Source organism: Occultella gossypii, from assembly GCF_019947135.1.
GTDB lineage: Bacteria > Actinomycetota > Actinomycetes > Actinomycetales > Beutenbergiaceae > Occultella > Occultella gossypii.
This window is the reverse complement of record NZ_JAGSHT010000027.1, coordinates 35,531-54,819: the sequence shown is the minus strand read 5'-3', so window position 1 is coordinate 54,819 and position 19,289 is coordinate 35,531. Positions and strand designations below refer to the sequence as shown.

General features: G+C 72.0%; 15 protein-coding genes. 6 read left to right on the top strand and 9 right to left on the bottom strand.

Features of this window, described 5'->3' with window-relative positions:
• Positions 1-116: 116 nt before the first annotated feature.
• Complete coding sequence (locus tag KCQ71_RS24770; protein WP_154792686.1) at positions 117-320, bottom strand: cold-shock protein; 204 nt, start codon at positions 318-320, stop codon at positions 117-119.
• A 306-nt stretch (positions 321-626) separates the two neighbouring features.
• Here KCQ71_RS24770 and KCQ71_RS24765 point away from each other — a divergent pair, with 306 nt between their 5' ends.
• On the top strand, positions 627-3,110 hold the full coding sequence (locus tag KCQ71_RS24765) for a hypothetical protein (RefSeq protein ID WP_223411373.1): 2,484 nt from the start codon (positions 627-629) through the stop codon (positions 3,108-3,110).
• Here KCQ71_RS24765 and KCQ71_RS24760 read toward each other — a convergent pair.
• Both KCQ71_RS24760 and KCQ71_RS24755 read right to left on the bottom strand, forming a co-directional pair.
• Positions 3,037-3,849: a glycosyltransferase family 2 protein gene (locus KCQ71_RS24760; RefSeq protein ID WP_223411399.1), complete on the bottom strand. Its 813-nt coding sequence runs from the start codon at positions 3,847-3,849 to the stop codon at positions 3,037-3,039. The genes KCQ71_RS24765 and KCQ71_RS24760 overlap by 74 nt on opposite strands.
• A gap of 111 nt (positions 3,850-3,960) precedes the next feature.
• The gene (locus KCQ71_RS24755; protein WP_223411372.1) at positions 3,961-4,881 is read right to left on the bottom strand and encodes a DUF5926 family protein; all 921 of its coding nucleotides are present in this window, start codon (positions 4,879-4,881) and stop codon (positions 3,961-3,963) included.
• Positions 4,882-4,998: 117 nt separating this feature from the next.
• Here KCQ71_RS24755 and pgm point away from each other — a divergent pair, with 117 nt between their 5' ends.
• Positions 4,999-6,678 (top strand): phosphoglucomutase (alpha-D-glucose-1,6-bisphosphate-dependent), encoded by a 1,680-nt coding sequence (gene pgm, locus KCQ71_RS24750; protein ID WP_223411371.1) that lies wholly within the window; start codon positions 4,999-5,001, stop codon positions 6,676-6,678.
• A 121-nt stretch (positions 6,679-6,799) separates the two neighbouring features.
• On the opposite strand, the gene KCQ71_RS24745 is transcribed toward pgm, so the two are convergent.
• Positions 6,800-7,441: an MBL fold metallo-hydrolase gene (locus KCQ71_RS24745; protein ID WP_223411370.1), complete on the bottom strand. Its 642-nt coding sequence runs from the start codon at positions 7,439-7,441 to the stop codon at positions 6,800-6,802.
• 55 nt (positions 7,442-7,496) lie between these two features.
• Between KCQ71_RS24745 and KCQ71_RS24740 the strand changes: the two genes are divergently transcribed.
• Entirely contained in the window at positions 7,497-8,723 is a 1,227-nt protein-coding gene (locus KCQ71_RS24740; RefSeq protein ID WP_223411369.1) for an MFS transporter, read from the top strand.
• 85 nt (positions 8,724-8,808) lie between these two features.
• On the opposite strand, the gene KCQ71_RS24735 is transcribed toward KCQ71_RS24740, so the two are convergent.
• The 4 genes from KCQ71_RS24735 to KCQ71_RS24720 are packed head-to-tail and all read right to left on the bottom strand — an operon-like array spanning position 8,809 to position 13,266.
• A complete protein-coding gene (locus KCQ71_RS24735) occupies positions 8,809-9,510 on the bottom strand; it encodes an ABC transporter ATP-binding protein (RefSeq protein WP_223411368.1) in 702 nt (233 codons plus the stop codon).
• Positions 9,507-11,195, bottom strand: a complete 1,689-nt coding sequence (locus tag KCQ71_RS24730) for a branched-chain amino acid ABC transporter ATP-binding protein/permease (RefSeq protein WP_223411367.1) — start codon at positions 11,193-11,195, stop codon at positions 9,507-9,509. Before KCQ71_RS24730 ends, KCQ71_RS24735 begins: the two co-directional genes overlap by 4 nt.
• Positions 11,195-12,076 carry a branched-chain amino acid ABC transporter permease gene (locus tag KCQ71_RS24725; RefSeq protein WP_223411366.1) on the bottom strand — a complete coding sequence of 294 codons (882 nt, stop codon included), beginning with the start codon at positions 12,074-12,076 and terminating at the stop codon, positions 11,195-11,197. The genes KCQ71_RS24730 and KCQ71_RS24725 overlap by 1 nt, the downstream gene beginning before the upstream one ends.
• 14 nt (positions 12,077-12,090) lie before the next feature.
• A complete protein-coding gene (locus KCQ71_RS24720) occupies positions 12,091-13,266 on the bottom strand; it encodes an ABC transporter substrate-binding protein (protein ID WP_223411365.1) in 1,176 nt (391 codons plus the stop codon).
• Positions 13,267-13,533: 267 nt separating this feature from the next.
• Between KCQ71_RS24720 and KCQ71_RS24715 the strand changes: the two genes are divergently transcribed.
• Both KCQ71_RS24715 and KCQ71_RS24710 read left to right on the top strand, forming a co-directional pair.
• On the top strand, positions 13,534-15,633 hold the full coding sequence (locus KCQ71_RS24715; RefSeq protein WP_223411364.1) for a thioredoxin domain-containing protein: 2,100 nt from the start codon (positions 13,534-13,536) through the stop codon (positions 15,631-15,633).
• A gap of 60 nt (positions 15,634-15,693) precedes the next feature.
• Positions 15,694-16,605 carry a formylglycine-generating enzyme family protein gene (locus tag KCQ71_RS24710; RefSeq protein ID WP_223411363.1) on the top strand — a complete coding sequence of 304 codons (912 nt, stop codon included), beginning with the start codon at positions 15,694-15,696 and terminating at the stop codon, positions 16,603-16,605.
• Positions 16,606-16,660: 55 nt separating this feature from the next.
• On the opposite strand, the gene KCQ71_RS24705 is transcribed toward KCQ71_RS24710, so the two are convergent.
• Positions 16,661-17,614 (bottom strand): HAD family hydrolase, encoded by a 954-nt coding sequence (locus KCQ71_RS24705; protein WP_223411362.1) that lies wholly within the window; start codon positions 17,612-17,614, stop codon positions 16,661-16,663.
• A 166-nt stretch (positions 17,615-17,780) separates the two neighbouring features.
• Between KCQ71_RS24705 and KCQ71_RS24700 the strand changes: the two genes are divergently transcribed.
• Complete coding sequence (locus KCQ71_RS24700; RefSeq protein WP_223411361.1) at positions 17,781-19,280, top strand: arylsulfatase; 1,500 nt, start codon at positions 17,781-17,783, stop codon at positions 19,278-19,280.
• The last annotated feature ends 9 nt before the right edge of the window (positions 19,281-19,289 follow it).

Below are 19,289 nucleotides of genomic sequence, written 5' to 3'. Positions count from 1 at the left end.
AGCCGGGCCGCCGCCGTCGTCCATTGCGCCGAAATGCGCGAAGCGCACCACCCCCGAGGGGATGGTGCGCTTCGCAGAGTTCGAACGGGGGGCTCAGACGGCCCCGCGAGTCAGACTCAGACGGGACGGATGTCCGAGGCCTGGGGACCCTTGGGGCCCTGCGTCACCTCGAACTCGACACGCTGGTTCTCCTCGAGCGTGCGGTAGCCGCTCGTGGCGATGGCGGAGTAGTGCGCGAACACGTCGGCGCTGCCATCCTCGGGGGCGATGAAGCCGAAGCCCTTCTCGGCGTTGAACCACTTCACGATTCCGGTAGTCATAATGTTCTCCTTCGGGAGTGTTGTCGCGGGCCCGCTTGTCGAGCTCGCGGCCACGGTGTCGTTCGTCACTCTCCGGTAAGAAGAACGACGCCGACCTGCTAAGGCCGACGTCAAGACGTGCGATGCACTGCAACCTCAAGCCGTAACAGTACCGGACGGCTCCCACGCACGCTAGAGCCGATGTCCGCGGATCGCCGAGAGCGCAATCACACCCTGGGCGAACGAGGGCCCCGATGGGGGCCGGGCGCACGAATTCCCCGCACCCGGGCACGATTCCTCCGCATCACGCCTCTACGCTGAGCCTCGATGACCTCGAGCACTCCGAACCCGGCCGCCGCGACGACACGGGCACCGAGCGCCCGCACCGTGGCGCGCCTGGGGCGCGCCCTGGTGGTGACACTGTGCGCCGTGGTGCTGCTCATGCTCGCCCCACCGGCCGGCGCCGGTGCAACGCCCGACGGCGCAGGGTCGCCTTCGCCGGTCGCGGCCGGTTCCGGCGGACTCACCCCGGCGATCGAGCCCGCGCCGGCGGGCGCGGCACCGCGGGAGGTCGGATCCGACCGGCCCGTCGTGGTGATCGGCGTCGCCGGCCTGGCCTGGGCGGACGTGACCCCGATGACCCCCGCCCTGTGGTCGCTGTCCCAGGACTCGGTCGGCTCGCTCGTGGTCCGCAGCGTACGGACCAGCTCCTGCCCGGCGGACGGCTGGCTCGCGATCTCCGCCGGAACCCGTGCCGCGGACGCATCGGGGCCGTGCCGGGACCTCCTCGAACCCGACCCGGATGGGTCGGTGCCGGGCTGGGCCGACTACCGGGCCGCGGCCGCCGAGGAGAACTTCGATGCCCGGCTCGGGCTGCTCGGAGACGCGGCGGTGGGCACCGAGACCCCCGCGACGAGCATCGGCCCGGGCGCCGCGATCGCCCTCGCCGACGCCGCCGGTCACACCGCCGACCACATGCGCCGGCCCACCGGCGCGCAGGAGTGGACCGTCCAGACCACCATCGCCCTGGAGCGGTCCCGGCTCGTCGTCATCGACGCCGGCGAGATCCAGGACGCGCCCGGACCGGTCACGACCCAGCAGTACCACGACAACCAGGTCCAGGTCGCGGACGAGCACGTGGCCGCCATCATCCAGGGGATCCGCGACTCCGGGACCGACCCGGTGATCATCCTGTCCGGGATCTCCGACTCCGGGTCCGGCCCGGGGCTGCGGGTGTTGGCGCTCAGCGGCGCGGATCAGGAGCAGGCGCTGCTCACGTCCTCCTCCACCCGGCAGGACGGCTATGTGCTCGCCACCGACCAGCAGGCCACGATCACCGGCCTGCTCGGCATCACCGCGGCGATCCCCAGCGGCGTCACCATCGGCGCACCGGCGCGGGCCCTGCCCGATGCGAGCACCGCGGCCGAGCGCATCGACGTCCTGCTCGACGACGAGCTGCACGCGCAGGCCGTCCGTCCGCTGGTGGCGACCTACTACCTGATCCTCGTGATGCTCAACCTGGTCCTGTTCGCGGCCGTGGCACTCGGTCTGAAGCGTCCGGCCGCGACCCGGATCCGCGCGTTCATGGCCCGGCGTTTCCCGCGCCGGCGCGGCCGGGCGGACGAGAACCTCGTGGTCGCCAGGTCCGGGGTGCTTCGCCTGCTCCGGGTGGTGGCGCTGTCCATCGGCGCGCTCCCGGTCTCCTCGTTCCTGGCGAACCTGCTGCCGTGGTGGCGCGCCACGCCACCGGCGCTCGGCCTGGCCGCGATCACGCTCGCCTGGGTGGCCCTGATCGTCGCGATCGCGCTCGTGGGCCCGTGGCGTCGGCGCGTCCTCGGCCCGGCCACCTGGGTCGCCGCGGTCACGGCGGGGGTCCTGACGGTGGACGTGATCACCGGGGCCACCCTGCAGATCTCCGCCGTCATGGGCGTGCCGACCCTCGTGGCCGGCCGGTTCTACGGCATGAACAACACCTCGTTCTCACTGTTCACCGTCTCCACCCTGCTGGTCACGGTCGCCATCGCGAACCCGTTGGTGCGGGCCGGACGGCGCAAGCTCGCCGGGGTGATCGTGCTCGCGATCGGGGTGTTCGCGGCGGCCATCGACGGCGCCCCGGGGATCGGCGCGGACTTCGGCGGGCCACCGGCGCTGCTGCCGGCGTACGGGCTGCTCGCACTGATGGCGGCGGGCATCAGGCTCACCTGGAAGCGGGTCCTGGGGGTCCTCGCGGTGGCCGCGGCCGCGACGATCGGCCTCGCGTTCATCGACTGGTTGCGGCCGACCGATGACCGGACCCATCTGGGCCGGTTCTTCCAGACGGTGCTCGACGGCGGCCTGTGGCCGGTGATCGCCCGCAAGCTGGACCAGAACATCACGATCCTGTTCGGGAACCGGCCGCTGACGATCCTGGCGATCTGCGGCGTGCTGACCGTCGTGTTCGTGCTGGCCCGGCCGATCCGCGGCGCGATCACCTCCCCCGGTGGTGGCGGGTACGACTGGCTCTCCGCCGGCACCCCGATCTCCAGGATGGGCCGGGACGCCCCGATGCTGCCGCCGGGCATCATCGCGATCGGCGTGGCCCTCGGCCTCGGCCTGGTGGTCAACGACTCCGGGATCGCCATCCCGGCCATCGGGGTGTCCGTCACGGTGCCGCTGCTGCTCGCGGCGTGCGCCACCTGGATGCTCGCCCTGGAACCGGCCGACCTGATCCGGTCCAACCAGGAGCCGCGAGAGCCGGTCAGGACTCCGGCGGCTGCGCCTGCCCGGCCTGCCCTGAGGGTCCGGGTGCCTCGCCGGGGTCGTCCCGGCTGACCTTCTGCTTGTAATGGCGGAAGCGGCGTGCGGCCACCGCCATCGCCACGTCCCGGTACTGCGCCGCCCGGTGCAACTGGCCCTTCAGATCGCTGCCGGAGGCCCGGTGCCGTAGGTCGCAGGGCACCTCCACCACGGCGAAGCCCTGCAGCAGCACGTCGATCGTCATCCCGGTCTCCACACCCCAACCGCGGGCGAGCGGGGTGGCCGCGTCGAAGGCGGCCCGGGTCAGGCAGCGCTGCCCGGAGAGCGGCTGGGCCGGCGCCCACCCGGTCGCAGCGTGGATGGAGCGGCGAGCCAGGCCGGTGACGATGCCCCGGCCCGCGGCGCCCGCCTGCTTCGGCAGGGTCGCGATCGACATGTCCGCCTTGCCGTGCAGCACCGGCGGTACCAGTGGGGCGGCGTTGACGGCGGTGGCGCCGAGGTCGGCGTCGACGAACAGCAGCAGCCGCGCCGGGCCGGTCTCGGCGTCGCGCATGGCCACCACAGCGGCCCCGGTCTCCATCGCGGAGGCCTTGCCACGGTTGTGCGAGTGGCGGACCACCACGGCCCCGGCGCCCCGGGCCAGGTGCTGGGTGTCGTCCTCGGAGCCGTCATCGACCACGAGCACCAGGTCCACGTGCGGGATCGCCCGCACCGCGCGCACGGTCGCGGCGATCCGCTCCGCCTCGTCCTTCGCGGGGATCACCACGGCCACTCGCTGCTCGTCCGACGCCGACGGCACGGCGCGCCGTGAGATCTCCGGGGCGCGGCGGCGGATCACGCGTAGGGAACCACTGCCCCCGGCCGACTCGCTGCTCACTTCTTTACCCTAACGCGATTGGAGCGTTCAGACCCATTGACCCTCCCACTACCGGAGCGTCACCTGCCGAGACACGATCCCGGCCCGAGCCCGACGCTCGTCCGCGTTCAGCGGCTCGCCGACCGCGAGCGCCGCGACGAGTCGTTCCTGGTAGGGCCCGAGCAGGCCCTCGATCTCCTCCGCCTCGGTGCCCCGGGCAAGCTCCCACACCGGCACCACGAGCCCACTGGAGCGGAACGCCCCGATGAACCGGGCGTCGGAGTCCAGGCCGGACTCCCGCTTCGCGTGCAGCCGGGCGAGCGCGTCGAGCAGCTGCTCCTCGTCCTCGGTCCGCGACCAGCGCAGGAACTCCCGGGCGCCCATCCGGCACCAGTATGCGGCCTCCACGCCGGGCACCTTCACCGTGGGGATGGTCAGCTGGGCGAACTCCTCCAGCGCGGCCTTCAGCTCCGGCTCCGGTTCGACGCCCTCCGGCACCACGAAGTCGAAGCCCTCGTGCACGGTGACCTCGAACGGGTGGTCGGTGTCCAGGACGTCCTGCAGGCGCGGGCCCGGGCCGGGCAGTTCGAAGTGGTCGAGGCTGGTGCCGGGCTCGGTCTCGAGGATCTCGATGAGCGCGGCGGCGACGTCCCGGCTCGGGTCGCCGCTGGTGGACGGGGTCTGCAGCGCCACCATGATCACGCCGTCGGTGCGGTGCAGCGCCGGGAGCATGCCCGGTATCAGCGAGGCGACCACGATGTCCTTCGAGCCGTACTCGGCGTTCGTGCGCGCGGTCGCCGTGGCGGCCGGCACCACCTCGCGCATCGCGACCCAGTCGGCCTCGCCCGGCAGAGCGGCGAACGCGCGCCGGACACCGTCGTCGGCAGCAGTCGGGCCGCCCGCGGCGTTAGCCGCCTGAGCCGCCTTGCGCGCGGCGCGACGGGCCGCGACCTTCTCATTGACGCCGTCGGACTTCTTGCGTTTGGCCATGGCGGCCACCCTACCGAGCGACGGGGCAGGCGATCGACCCGGCGCCGAGCCGGGACCCGACCCGGCAGCGCACCCGGTCGCTCGCCAGCCCGCCCTGGCGGTGGCAGGATCAAGGGCATGCATGAGCGCGCTGGGCAGGTCGCCCTACCCGAGGACCTCATCGACGTCGACGCCGTCGTCTCCGCCTACTACGACCGGACCCCGGACCCGGACGAGGTGAGCCAGCAGGTGGTCTTCGGCACCTCCGGTCACCGGGGGTCGAGCCTGGACACCGCGTTCAACGAGGCGCACATCGTCGCGATCACGCAGGCGATCCTCGAGTACCGCACCGCGCAGGGCACCGACGGCCCGCTCTACCTCGGCCGGGACACCCACGCCCTCTCCGAGCCGGCCACCCGGACCGCGCTCGAGGTCCTCGCCGCCGCCGGCGTGGATGTGCGCATCGACGCGCGCGACTCCTACACCCCGACCCCCGCCGTGTCCCACTCGATCCTGCGGCACAACGGCGCCGGCTCCGCCGAGGGGGTCCGCACCCACGGGCCGGGCCTCGCGGACGGCATCGTGGTGACGCCGTCGCACAACCCCCCGCGCGACGGCGGCTTCAAGTACAACCCGCCGCACGGCGGCCCCGCCGACTCCGACGCGACCGGGGCGATCGCCCGCCGCGCGAACGAGCTGCTGCGCTCCGGGGTCGGTGCGGTCGCCCGGGTGCCCTACGAGCGCGCCGTCTCCTCCGAGACCGTGCACAAGCACGACTTCCTGCTCACCTACGTCGACGACCTCGACTCGGTCCTGGACCTCGACGCGATCCGCTCGGCCGGCATCCGGATCGGCGCGGACCCGCTCGGCGGCGCCGCCGTGGACTACTGGGCCGCGATCGCGGACCGGCACAGCCTGGACCTGACCGTCGTGAACCCGGTGGTGGACCCGCGCTGGGCGTTCATGACGCTCGACTGGGACGGCAAGATCCGGATGGACTGCTCCTCGCCGTCTGCGATGGCGTCCCTCGTGCACATGATGCGCGCCGACGGTGCGGCCGCGCCGTATGACATCGCGACCGGCAACGACGCGGACGCCGACCGGCACGGCATCGTCACCCCGGACGCCGGCCTGATGAACCCGAACCACTACCTGGCGGTGGCGATCGCGTACCTGTACGCCCACCGCGAGGGTTGGGGTCCGAACACCGGGGTCGGGAAGACGCTGGTCTCGTCCGCGCTGATCGACCGGGTCGTCGGGGGCCTGCGCCGCACGCTCATGGAGGTCCCGGTCGGGTTCAAGTGGTTCGTGCCGGGCCTGCTGGACGGCTCCGTCGGGTTCGGCGGCGAGGAGTCCGCGGGGGCCTCGTTCCTGCGCCGGGACGGCTCCGTGTGGACCACGGACAAGGACGGCATCCTGCTCGCGCTGCTCGCCTCCGAGATCCAGGCCGTGACCGGCCGCTCCCCCAGCCAGCTGCACGACGAGCAGGTCGCCGAGTTCGGGGAGAGCTGGTACGCCCGGGTCGACGCGGCGGCCACCCGGGAGGAGAAGGCCAAGCTCGGCGCGCTCTCCCCCGAGGCGGTGTCCGCGACCGAGCTCGCCGGGCAGCCGATCACCGACCGGCTCGTGGCCGCGCCCGGCAACGGCGCCGCGATCGGAGGGCTGAAGGTGACGACGGCGGACGCGTGGTTCGCGGCCCGGCCGTCCGGTACCGAGGACGTCTACAAGATCTACGCGGAATCGTTCGTCTCCGCCGAGCACCTCACCCAGGTGCAGCAGGCGGCCAAGGACGTGGTGGGCCAGGCGCTCGCCGACTGACCGTACTGAGCCCGGCCGACCGTGGACTTGTTGGCTCCTACACACGCGAGCGGGCCAACAACCTCGCGTTCGGCGACGGTGAGCGTTCGAGCGGACCCGGCCACCGCCGTCGGGCATTCTGCTAGACCTCGAGGAACTCCCCGACCGCGAGCGCGTCGTACCGACCGCCGGCCGCCTCGGCGGCTCCGCCGACCAGCCGGCCGGCCAGTTGCTGCCCGACGGCGGAGGCGTGGGACTCGTGGATCGGCACCACGTGCGCGGCTGCGACCGCGGCGACGAGGTCCATCACCTCACCGGTCTTCAGCCACGGCCCGCTGATCGGGGCGGCGAGCACCGGCACCCCGGTGACGGCTGGCTCCACCGAGTCGCCCGGGTGGTAGAGGACGTCGTTCACGCTCACGCCGACGTTGTCCGCGGCCGGGATGGAGGAGTGGATCCGGGCGTGCACGCCGCCGTGGAAGGTCAGGTCGAAGGGGCCGACGCGCAGCGACTGCCCGGCCTGCACCACCTGGACGGGGGTGCCCGCGATGGCGGCCGCGACCGCCGGCGGGCCGAGGAACACGGCGTCGGGGTAGGCCTCGTGGAGCGCGGTCATGTGTTCGGGGTGCGCGTGATCGGCGTGCGCGTGGGTGAGCACCACGGCCACGACGGGGCCGATCCCAGCCAGGTCCGGCAGGGTCGAGAACGAGCCGGGATCGATGACCAGCGCGGCGCCGTCGGACTGCACGATCAGGCAGGAATGTTCACGCTTCGTGATCCTCATCACCGCACCGTACCCCGGCGTCAAATCCGGTTGGGCGTCGGTGCAAGAATCAGGCGTGCTCGCCCCCTACCGCCGCGTGCTGAGCAGGCCCGGCGCCCTCGCCTTCTCCACCGCCGGTGTCCTCGCCCGGCTCCCCATGTCGATGGTGACAATCTCGATCGTGCTGATGATCTCCACCGTCTACGACACCTATGGGCTGGCCGGGCGGGTGGCCGCCGCATACGCGCTGGCCCAGGCGGTGTGTGCGCCGCAGATCGCCAAGCTCGTGGACCGGTTCGGGCAGGCGAAGGTGATGCGCAGGTCGCTGGCGGTCGCGATGGTCGGCCTGATCACGATCACGGTCGTCGGCAGCATCCGCGCGGACGAGGTCTGGCTGTACCTGGCGGCCGTGCTCAGCGGCGCCACCGTGGGTTCGATGGGCGCGATGGTGCGGGCCCGATGGAACCGCGTGGTGACGAGTCCGCGTGAGTTGCACACCGCGTACTCGCTGGAGTCGGCGCTGGACGAGCTGGTGTTCGTGGTCGGGCCGGTGCTCGCCACGTTCCTGGCCACCTCGATCAGCCCGACGGCGGGACTGGTCACCGCGATCGTCGCCGCCGGCGCCGGCGGGTTCTGGTTCCTGTCCCAGCGGGCCACCGAACCGCCGCCGTCCGGCCGCCCGCCGCACGGCGAGCACCGCTCGGTGATGCGCTCGTGGCCGATGGTCGTGATCGCGCTCGTGTTCGTGGCGATGGGGATCATCTTCGGCGCCTCGGACGTGGCCACGGTGGCGTTCTCGGAGGCCCACGGCGCGAAGGCATGGGCCGGCGTGATGCTGGCCGTGATGGCGGCCGGGTCGCTGCTGTCCGGCCTGCTCTACGGCGCCCGGGAGTGGGTCTCGCCATTGTGGAAGCGGTTCGTCGGCGGCGTGATCCTGCTCGCGTTCGGGGTCTCGCTGTTCGTGTGGGTGGACTCCCTGTTCGTGCTGGCACCGGTGATGTTCGTGACCGGGTTCGCGATTGCGCCGACGATCATCACCGGGAACGCGCTCGTGCAGGCCCTGGTGCCACGGTCCCGCCTGACCGAGGGCCTGACCTGGGTGGGCACCGCGATCGGGCTCGGCTTCGCCTTCGGGACGTCGCTGTCCGGGCAGGCCATCGACTCCTTCGGCCCCCGCGGCGGGTACTTCGTGGTGATGGGGGCGGGCATCACGGCAGCCGTGGTCGCCCTCGCCGCCAGCGCGACGATGCGGGCGGCGGAGCAGTCCCGGCCGCTGCCGGCCCCGGAGGACGACCGGCTCTGAACGCAAGGGCCCTTGCGGTGTGGTTGCGACGTACCCGGTACGTCGGAGCCGCACCACTAGCGCTGAGCGGAGTCCGCGCAGAGGCTCAGGTCTCCACCCCGAGGTAGGCCTGCACCACCCGGTCGTCGTCCAGGAGCTCGGCGGCCGGCCCGCTGTGCACGATCTCCCCACCGGCCAGGACGTACCCGTGATCGGCGGCCCGCAGCGCCCGGCGGGCGTTCTGCTCCACCAGGACCACGGTGGTGCCGGAGGCGCGAATCTCGCCGATCACTCCGAACACCTCGTCCACGACCCGGGGCGCCAGCCCCATCGACGGTTCGTCGAGCAGGATCAACCGGGGCCGGGTCACCAGGGCGCGCCCGATTGCGAGCATCTGCTGCTCGCCGCCGGAGAGCGACCCGGCCTGCAGTCGCCTCCGCTCGGCCAGGACCGGGAACCGCTGGTAGACCTCGGCGATGCCGCGTCGGCCGGGCGAGCCGAGCTGGAGGTTCTCCTCCACGGTGAGCGTCCCCAGGATCTGCCGGCCCTCGGGGACCTGGACGAGCCCGGAGGCGACCAGCCGGTGCGCGGGGGTCCGGGTGATGTCCCGGCCCTCGAACGTGATCCGGCCGCCGCGCGGGCGCACCATGCCGGAGACGGCGTTGATGATCGAGCTCTTGCCGGCTCCGTTGGCGCCCACCAGCGTCACCAGCGATCCTGGGGCCGCCTCGAAGGTCACCCCGCGCACCGCCTCCACCCGGCCGTACCGGACGCGCAGGTCGTCGACCGTCAGGATCAGTTCGGTCACCGTGGCTCCTCCTCGGTCTCGGCGCTGCCCAGATAGGCCTCGACCACCTCGGGGTTGCCCGCGATCTCCTCCGGTGTGCCGGTCGCGAGGACCTCCCCGAAGTTCAGCACCACGATCCGGGTGCAGGTGCGCATCACCATCCCGACGTTGTGCTCGATCAGCAGGATCGTCAGCCCGTCCCGCCCCAGTGCGCCGATCAGGTCGGAGAGCTGCTCGGCCTCGACCCGGTTCATGCCGGCGGCGGGCTCGTCCAGGATCAGCAGGGACGGGTCCGCGGCGAGCGCCCGGGCGATCTCCAGCCGTCGCTGGTCGCCGTAGGACAGCGCCGAGGCCACCACCGCGCCCTTGTCCGCCAACCCCACCCGCTCCAGGCACCGGGCCGCGTGCTGGAGCGCCTGCCGCTCGTCGTGCCGGGCGGACGGCAGCCAGAGCAGCCGGCGCAGGAAGGTGGGCCGGGCCACCACATGGCTGCCCACCAGGGTGTTCTCCAACGCCGTGAGCCGCGGGAACAGCCGGGAGTGCTGGAAGGTGCGGCTCACCCCGGCGGCCGCGATCCGGTGCACGGCGGTGCGCCCCGGCCGCACCCCCAGGACCTCGACCGTTCCCGAGGTGCCGCGGACCAGGCCGCTGATCATGTTGACCAGGGTGGTCTTGCCCGCCCCGTTGGGGCCGATGAGTCCGACGATCTCACCACCGGTGACCTCGAGGTCCACGTCGCGCACGGCGTGCACGCCACCGTAGTCCTTGCTCAGCCCGCGCAACCGGACCACCTGTTCGCCGGCGGCGGGGTGCCGCCGGGGGTCCAACCCGGCCACCGCACTGCCGAGGTCGGTGCCCGTGATGGCCGGCATCCGCACCCGCCGCGGGATCAGGCCGGCGAGACCGCCCGGTAGGAACAGGATCACCAGGAGCAGCAGCAGGCTGGCCAGGAACGGGCGGATCCAGCCGGCGTCGATCCCGATCGCTCGTTGCAGGTCCGGCACCAGGGTGAGGAAGACGCTGCCGAGGATCGGGCCGACGAAGAGCGTCGACCCCCCGACCACGGCCGTGACCAGGCCGTCGATCGCCGTCGTGAAGGAGAAGTCCTCCGGCGCGATCAGCCGCACGAAGTACGCCCAGAGCACGCCGTAGAGCCCGGCCACGGCACCGGAGGTGACGAACGCCTGCAGGCGGTGCCGCCCGACGTCGATGCCCATCGCCCGGGCGGCCAGCTCGTCCTCACGGATCGCGGCGAGCGCCCGGCCGTACCGGGACGGACCCTGCCGCCAGAACCAGTAGGCCACCAGCACCAGGAACACCCAGGCGATCGCCGGGGTGACCACCTTCGGCACCGACATCCCCTGAGCGCCGCCGAGCGACTCCGTGTTGATGATGAGGATGCGCACCGCCTCCGCGAAGCCGAGCGTGGCGATGGCCAGGAACACCCCGCGCAGATGCATGGTGGGAAGGCCGAGCACGATCGACGCGAGCGCCCCCACGGACATCCCGATGGCAACGGCGATCAGCAGTGCCGGGATCTCCCCGACCTCCGACGGCGCCGGCGCGAGGCTGGCCGAGCCGAACGCGGCGATGGCGGCGAAGCCGGCCTGGCCGAGGCTGAGCTGCCCGGCGACCAGCACGGCGTAGAAGGAGAACGCGAAGATCCCGCCGATGGCGATGAACACGAGGGTGGCGTCGCCGGGCATCAGACCTCCCGGACCTTCCGGGTCCCGAACAGGCCCTGGGGCCGCGCCACGAGGATCAGGAACAGCAGCCCGAAGGCCACCAGGTCGCGCCAGCTCGAGCCGATGTACTGCACGGTGAAGACCTCCGCGAGACCGAGCAGCAGGCCTCCCACCAGCGCGCCGGGCAGTGACGCCATCCCGCCCACCACGATCACGGCAAGCCCCTTGAGCTCGATCGCGCTGCCCATGCCCAGCTGCGCGCTGTTGACGTTCATGGCGAACAGCGCGCCCGCGACCGCCCCGAGCGCGGAGGAGATGGCCAGCGTCGTCGCGCTCACCCGGTCCACGTTGATGCCCACCACCCGTGCCGCCGTCGGGTTCTCCGCGGTCGCCCGCATCCCGCGGCCGAGGCGGGTCCGGCCGACCAGCAGGTGCAGCCCGACGGCGAGTACGACCGTGATCAGCAGGATCGCGACCTGCACCCCGGTGACCTGGGCGCCGAGGACCTTGTACGTGGTCTCCGGGAAGGACTCCGCGGGGAACCGCTTGGTGTCCGGTCCGTAGCGCCACTGCAGCAGCGCGATGAACATGCCCGCGAGCGCGATCGAGGAGATCAGGCCCGCGAAGTGGGCATCCGGCCGGCCCTTCAGCGGCCGGAACGCGACCCGCTCGATCACCAGACCGAGCAGGCCGCCCACCACGAACACGACCGGCAGGGCGGCCCAGATCGAGAGCCCACCGACCTCCACCAGTTCGATCCCCACGAAGGCCGCCACGGTGAAGACCGCCGGATGCGCCAGGTTCAGGCGGTCCAGGACGCCGAAGACCAGGGTGAAGCCGATCGCGAACAGGGCATAGATCGAGCCGATGAACAGCCCGTTGAGGAGCTGCTGGATGTCCATCGGAACGGGGTGCCTCAGCCGAGGACGGCGAAGGCGCCGTCCTGGACCACCTGGACGACCGCCTCGTGCTCGGCGTCGCGGTCGTCGTTGATGGTCAGCGTGCCGAGCACCGTGGGCAGGTCGACGATGTTGTTCAGCCCGTCCTGGATGTCGTCGCGCTCACCCGAGCAGTTGTGCCGCACGGCCACGTCGATGATCGTCATCGCGGCGTACGCCTGGGCGGCGAACTGGTCCGGTGCCCGGCCGAACTCCTCTTCGTACGCCGCGAGGAACTCGACGTTCTCGGGGATGTCGGAGGTGGAGTTCCAGGCGGCGCCGACCACCACGCCCTCGGCCGACGCGCCGGCGTCGGTCATCAGCTGGGGGTTGTTGAAGCCGTTCCCGCCGATGATCGGCACGTCGATGCCGAGGTCGCGGGCCTGGGTGACCAGCGGGATGGCCGCCTCGATGAGACCGGACACCACGAGTGCGTCGGGCTCGGCCGCGAGGGCCTCGGTGAGCAGCGGCCGGAAGTCCGTGTCCGAGACCGAGAAGGTCAGGGTGTCGCTGACCTCGACCCCTTCCTCCTCGAGGGAGGAGGCGAACACCTCGTACCCGGACTCGGTGAACGCGTCGTCGTTGCTGTACATGACCACCACCTGCTCCAGGTCGTAGGTCTCGGCGGCCAGCGCGATGGTCTGTGGGATCACCTGCGCCTCGGTCAGGGAGTCCCGGAAGATGTAGTCACCCTGCTCGGTGATCCCTGCGGCGGTGTTGGAGATGGCCAGCACCGGCACCCCCGACTCCTGCGCGATCGGCTGGGCCTGGAAGGCGCCGTTGGACAGCGTGGGTCCGATGATGATGCTGGTGTCGTCGCCGACGAAGTTCTCGAAGACGGTGATGCCCTGGCGCGGGTCGGTCTGATCGTCCTCGACGGTCAGCTCGTAGGTGATGCCGTCCTGCTCGTTGAGGTGCGCCACGGCCAGCTCCAGGCCGTTGCGCTGCGACTCGCCGTAGCTGGCGGCTCCCCCGGTCAGCGACAGCGCAGCCCCTACCGGCACCGCCGCGTCGATCTGGCAGTCCGCCCCGCTGCCCTCGCCGACCAGGGCCCCGTCACCCGATCCGGTGTCCTCGTCGCCCGAGCCGCAGGCGGCAACGGTGAGCGTGAGTGTGATCGCGGCGGTTGTCCCGATGATCCTTGGTGTGCGCATGATTCCTCCCCGTGTCTGCGCAACCGGGTCCGTACCCGGCCGGTGTTCGCGGGGGTTCCTTGCCGGCGTGGCCCAGGCCGCCGTCAGTCCCGAACGGATCCGCCGACATCGGTGCCGCCGGACCCTGGTCTCCCCCGTTAGAAGGCCATGGGAGGCGACGATAGCCCGGGGCGCGCCGAGGCCGAAAGCAATTCTCGGACATCGACCCGAACCCGCCGGTGGACCACCGCGGGTGCGCCACACCCCGGCGAGGTGAGACGGTGGAGCATGGCGAATCGACTGGCCGCAAGCACCTCGCCCTATCTCAGACAGCACGCGGACAACCCGGTGCACTGGCAGGAGTGGGGTCCCGAAGCCCTGGCGCAGGCGCGGGAGCGGGACGTGCCGATCCTGCTGTCCGTCGGCTACGCCGCGTGTCACTGGTGCCACGTGATGGCGCACGAGTCGTTCGAGGACGACGCCGTGGCCGCGGCGATCAACGAGCACTTCGTCGCGATCAAGGTGGACCGCGAGGAGCGCCCGGACATCGACGCCGTGTACATGCGGGCCACCCAGGCGATGACCGGCGCCGGCGGGTGGCCGATGACCTGCTTCCTCACCCCGGCAGGCGAGCCGTTCCACTGCGGCACCTACTACCCCAGGCCCCAGTTCCTCCAGCTCCTGCAGGCCGTGACCGAGGTGTGGCGGGACAACCGGTCCGCGGTCGTGGACGGCGGCGCGAAGATCGCCGACGACCTGCGCGCGTTGGCCGACGTCGGCGCACCCATGCCGATCGAGGAGTCCCAGCTCGCGGACGCCGTCGCGCACCTGCGGCTCGACTTCGACCCCCGCCGGGCCGGCTTCGGCTCGGCGCCGAAGTTCCCGCCGTCGATGGTCCTCGAGTTCCTGCTCCGGCACGCCGCCCGGACCGGATCGGAGCGGGCCCTGGCGATGGTCGAGGCGACCTGCACCGCCATGGCCCGCGGCGGCATCTACGACCAGCTCGCCGGCGGCTTCGCGCGCTACTCGGTCGACGCGGCCTGGGTGGTGCCGCACTTCGAGAAGATGCTCTACGACAACGCCCAGCTGCTGCGCGTGTACCTGCACCTGTTCCGGGCCACCGGCTCCGAGCAGGCCCGGCGGGTGGCCTCCGAGACTGCCGAGTTCCTGCTCCGAGACCTCGGCACCGCCGAGGGCGGCTTCGCCTCCGCGCTGGACGCGGACACCGACGGCGAGGAGGGCCTGACGTACGTCTGGTCGCCTGCCGAGGTGGAACAGGTCCTCGGGCCCGACGGCGTCGCTGCGGCCGAGCTGTTGGGCGTCACTGCCGAGGGCACGTTCGAGGCGGGCCGCTCGACGCTGCGGTTGCTCGGCGAGCCGCCGGAGCAGTGGCCCGCCTGGCGGTCGGCGCTGCTCGCGGCCCGGTCCGCACGGCCGCAGCCGGCCCGCGACGACAAGGTGGTCACGAGCTGGAACGGCCTGGCGATCGCGGCGCTCGCCGAGGCGGGTGCGCTGCTGGAGCGGCCCGAGTGGGTGGCCGCTGCGAGCCGGTGCGCGGACTTCCTGCTGGCGGTGCACGTGGTGCCGGGCGAGCCGGACGCGGCGAGCGCCGGTGCGGCCGACCCCGCGGACCCGGCTGCGCCGACCGCGGGCTCCCGGCTGCTCCGGACCTCCCGCGACGGCGTCGCGGGTCTGGCCGCCGGGGTGGCCGACGACTACGGCAATCTCGCCGAGGGTCTGCTCGCCCTGCACCAGGCCACCGGCGAGCGGCGCTGGCTGGACGCGGCCGACGCGCTCCTCGCCACCGCGCTGACCCACTTCACCGACGGCGCCGGCGGCTTCTTCGACACCGCCGACGACGCGGAGCCCCTGGTCATCCGCCCGCGTGGGCTGGGCGACAACGCGGAGCCGTCCGGCACGTCGGCCCTGGCCGGGGCGCTGCTGACGTTCTCCGCGCTCACCGGCCGGTGGCGGGCCGAGGCCGATGCGGCGATCGCGGCCGGTGGCGAGGTGGCCCGGCGTGACGCCCGGTTCGCGGGCTGGACGCTCGCCGTCGCCGAGGCGGCCGCGGCCGGTCCGGTCCAGGTCGCGGTGGTCGGCACCGATGACGTGGCCGCGGAGATGGTCCGGCTCGCGCGGGCCGGCACGTCTCCCGGCCTGGTGCTCGCGTACGGACCGCCGGAGGTCTCCGGCGGGCAGCCGGCAGACGGGTCCGCAGCCCCGGCGGCCGGCTCCGCCCCGCGGCCCCACCCGCTGCTCGCCGACCGGCCCCTGCTGCGCGGCGGGTCCGCGGCCTACGTGTGCCGCGGCTTCGTCTGCGACCTGCCCGTCGGCACCACGGCGGACCTGCGGGACGCGCTCGAGGCGAGCACCGCCGTCGGGCCCTGACCGACCGGGGGCCGCCGCCCTAGACTCGCGACCGACGCCCAGCGAAGGAGCCCCACGGTCATGACCGCCACCACCCACGACTTGGTCCACCTCGACGGCGGCACCTTCCTGATGGGTTCCGAGGAGTTCTACCCCGACGAGCGCCCGGTGCACTCCCGCGAGGTCGGGCCGTTCTGGATCGACCGGTACGAGGTGACGAACGCCGCGTACGCGCGCTTCGTCGAGGCGACCGGGTACGTCACCGTGGCCGAGCGCGAGATGGACCCGAAGGACTTCCCGGGCGCGGACCCGGCGGACCTGGTGCCGGGCGCCATGGTCTTCACCCCGACAGCCGGGCCCGTCGACCTGCGGAACTGGCGGAACTGGTGGCGCTGGCAGCCGGGCGCGTCCTGGCGTCGGCCGTTCGGCCCGGACTCCACCGTCGCCGGCCGCCCGGACCACCCGGTCATCCACGTCAGCTTCGAGGACGCCACCGCGTACGCGACCTGGGCGGGCCTACGGCTGCCGACCGAGGCCGAGCACGAGTACGCGGCGCGCGGCGGCTCGGACGGCGAGCGGTTCGCGTGGGGTGACGAGCCCTACCCGGACGGCGTCGCACAGGCGAACACATGGCTCGGGCGCTTCCCGTACGACAACCAGGGCGTCGGGGACGCCGCGCCGGTCGGCTCCTACCCCGCGAACGGCTACGGCCTCTTCGACATGATCGGCAATGTCTGGGAGTGGACGTCGGACTACTACACGCCGCGGCACCTGCGCCTGTCGGACAACCCGGTGGACCCGGGCAAGCGCACGAACCTGCTCGCGACCGCGAGCGCGCAGGAGGGGTTCGCGATCCCCCGCCGGGTCCTCAAGGGCGGGTCGCAGCTGTGCTCGCCGGAGTACTGCCTCCGGTTCCGGCCCGCGGCGCGCTCGCCGCAGGCCGAGGACACCGGGATGTCCCATATCGGGTTCCGCTGCGCGAAGGACGCCTGAGCCGGTTTCTTGCGAATGCCCGACGGCGGAACCCGGCTCGTGCGGCCGGCTCGCCTCAGGCCTGCTGGTCGCCTGCCGGGAACACCTGCGACCAGTCGTCGCGGACGCTGACCACGGTGAACCCGTGTGCCGGCGCCGCCTCGATCGCCTTCTCGGCGCCCTTGGCGTAGGGGATGTCGCCGCGGTCGGTGTCGTCGTCATGGTTGACGAGCAGGGCGAGGCTGCGCGGGTTGCCCTGGGCGAACCGGAGCATCGGGATGTCCCCGTTGGAGTTGCCGGCGGCCAGGATCGGCCGCCGCCCGGTGCGCATCCAGATCCGCACCGGCTTCTCCGGGCCGTCGTCGAAGAAGGACAAGGCGCCCTTGTAGCGCACCACGTTCTGCTCGGCGTCGTACTCCATCCCGAGCCCGGTGCCGACCACTCGCTGCGTCGGGATCCCGTAGTAGTCCTGCGCGATCTGCCGCATGAAGTCACGCTCCCCGCCGGAGACGATGTAGGTGCGGAAGTCGTGGGCATCGAGCAGCCGGACCAGCTCGACCATCGGCTGGTAGACCGTGTGGGCGTAGGAACTGCCGAGGGTCAGGTGGCGCGCCTGCCGGAAGAACGCCGCCACCGAGGCTTCGTACTCCTCGACGCTCGTTCCGGCGCTGGCGGCGGACACCGCGGCGATGATCGCGCCGAGATCCGAGTCGTCCCCGGCGTAGTGCTTGTCGACCGCGGCACCGAGCCAGGCGAGGTCCCCGGTGACGGCGGCCCGGTACGGCTGCGTCTCGGCGAGGGTGGGATCGGCCTCGGCGGCGACCTTCCACTGCTCGAGCAGGTAGTGCAGCTGGACCAGCATCGGCTTCTCGGTCCAGAGCGTGCCGTCGTTGTCGAAGACCGCGACCCGGCCCTCGGGTGGCACGAAGTCGGGGCCGTCCTCGGCCGTGACGGCAGCGATGAACTCGCTGATCGCCGTCCGGGTGGGGGTGTCCCGCCAGGACGGCAGAGCAGGCAGGGAGTCGGTCACCGTGGGTGTCCTTCCGTCCGGGACGGATCCTCCGGCCGCCCTCGGTCGCCGACGCTACGGGTGCCCGGCGGGGCCCGGGCTCACCCGGCACGGATGATCTGTGCGGCAGCGTGCGGTGATTCGATCGGGGTGGGACTTTCCCGCCGACGATCCGAGGGAGCACACCGTGGCAGACAAGCCGAACATCCTGATCATCTGGGGCGACGACATCGGCATCACCAACCTCAGTACGTATTCCGACGGGCTGATGGGCTACCGCACGCCCAACATCGACCGCGTCGCCGACGAAGGGGTGAAGTTCACCGACTACTACGGCGAGCAGAGCTGCACCGCCGGCCGCGCCGCGTTCATCACCGGGCAGAACCCGTACCGCACCGGCCTGACGAAGGTCGGCATGCCCGGCGCGAACATCGGTCTGCGCGCGGAGGACCCCACGATCGCCACCGCGCTCAAGGCCCAGGGCTACGCCACCGGCCAGTTCGGGAAGAACCACCTGGGTGACCGTGACGAGTTCCTGCCCACGATGCACGGCTTCGACGAGTTCTTCGGCAACCTGTACCACCTCAACGCCGAGGAGGAGCCCGAGCACCCCGACTACCCCTCACCCGAGGAGTTTCCCAACTTCCGTGACCGGTTCGGCCCGCGCGGCGTCATCCACTCCTGGGCGAACGGAGACGGGACGCAGCGGGTGGAGGACACCGGCCCGCTGACGAAGAAGCGGATGGAGACCTGTGACGAGGAGTTCCGGGACGCCGCGTCCGAGTTCATCCGCGCGAAGGCCGAGGATGACACGCCGTTCTTCGTGTGGTTCAACGCGACCCACATGCACTTCCGGACGCACGTGCGCGAGCAGGACAAGGGGCGGGCCGGCCGCTGGCAGTCGGAGTACCACGACGCGATGCTCTATCACGACGACATCGTCGGGAACCTGCTCGACCTGATCGACGAGCTCGGCCTCGCCGAGGACACGATCGTCATGTACTCCACGGACAACGGCCCGCACATGAACACCTGGCCGGACGGCGCGATGACCCCGTTCCGGAACGAGAAGAACTCGAACTGGGAGGGTGCCTACCGGTCGCCCGCCATGGTGCGCTGGCCCGGGCACATCCCGGCCGGGACCACCCTCAACGGGATCGTCAGCCACAACGACTGGTTCGTCACCCTGCTCGCCGCGGCCGGCGACCCCGACATCGCCGAACGGCTGGCGGCCGGGACCGAGTTGAACGGCACGAACTATCACGTGCAGCTCGACGGCCACAACCAGCTCGACTACATCACCGGGGCGGCACCGGAGAGCCCACGCAAAACATTCTTCTACGTCTCCGACGAGGGTGACCTCACGGCGTTGCGCTTCGACAACTGGAAGATCGTCTTCCTCGAACAGCGCACGGAGGGCACGCTCGCGGTATGGGTCGACCCCTGGGTCGAGCTGCGGGTGCCGAAACTCTTCAATCTGAAGACGGACCCGTTCGAGCGTGCCGATCGCACCTCCAACACCTACTGGGACTGGCTGTTGGACCGGATCTTCCTGTTCGTACCGGCCCAGGCGTTCGTGGCGTCGATGCTGAAGACGTTCCTCGAGTTCCCGCCCCGGCAGGCACCGGCGACGTTCACCATCGACAAGGTGATGCAGAAGCTCAAGAGCGTCGCCGGCAACTCCTGACCCGTCCCA

Coding starts and splice junctions, on each gene's coding strand:
- KCQ71_RS24730 (WP_223411367.1), bottom strand. CDS start 11,195: ATGCCCGGCGACGCCACCCTCGTGTTCATCGCCATCGGCGGGATCTTC.
- KCQ71_RS24710 (WP_223411363.1), top strand. CDS start 15,694: ATGACCGCCACCACCCACGACTTGGTCCACCTCGACGGCGGCACCTTC.
- KCQ71_RS24770 (WP_154792686.1), bottom strand. CDS start 320: ATGACTACCGGAATCGTGAAGTGGTTCAACGCCGAGAAGGGCTTCGGC.
- KCQ71_RS24715 (WP_223411364.1), top strand. CDS start 13,534: ATGGCGAATCGACTGGCCGCAAGCACCTCGCCCTATCTCAGACAGCAC.
- KCQ71_RS24755 (WP_223411372.1), bottom strand. CDS start 4,881: ATGGCCAAACGCAAGAAGTCCGACGGCGTCAATGAGAAGGTCGCGGCC.
- KCQ71_RS24765 (WP_223411373.1), top strand. CDS start 627: ATGACCTCGAGCACTCCGAACCCGGCCGCCGCGACGACACGGGCACCG.
- KCQ71_RS24720 (WP_223411365.1), bottom strand. CDS start 13,266: ATGCGCACACCAAGGATCATCGGGACAACCGCCGCGATCACACTCACG.
- pgm (WP_223411371.1), top strand. CDS start 4,999: ATGCATGAGCGCGCTGGGCAGGTCGCCCTACCCGAGGACCTCATCGAC.
- KCQ71_RS24745 (WP_223411370.1), bottom strand. CDS start 7,441: ATGAGGATCACGAAGCGTGAACATTCCTGCCTGATCGTGCAGTCCGAC.
- KCQ71_RS24725 (WP_223411366.1), bottom strand. CDS start 12,076: ATGGACATCCAGCAGCTCCTCAACGGGCTGTTCATCGGCTCGATCTAT.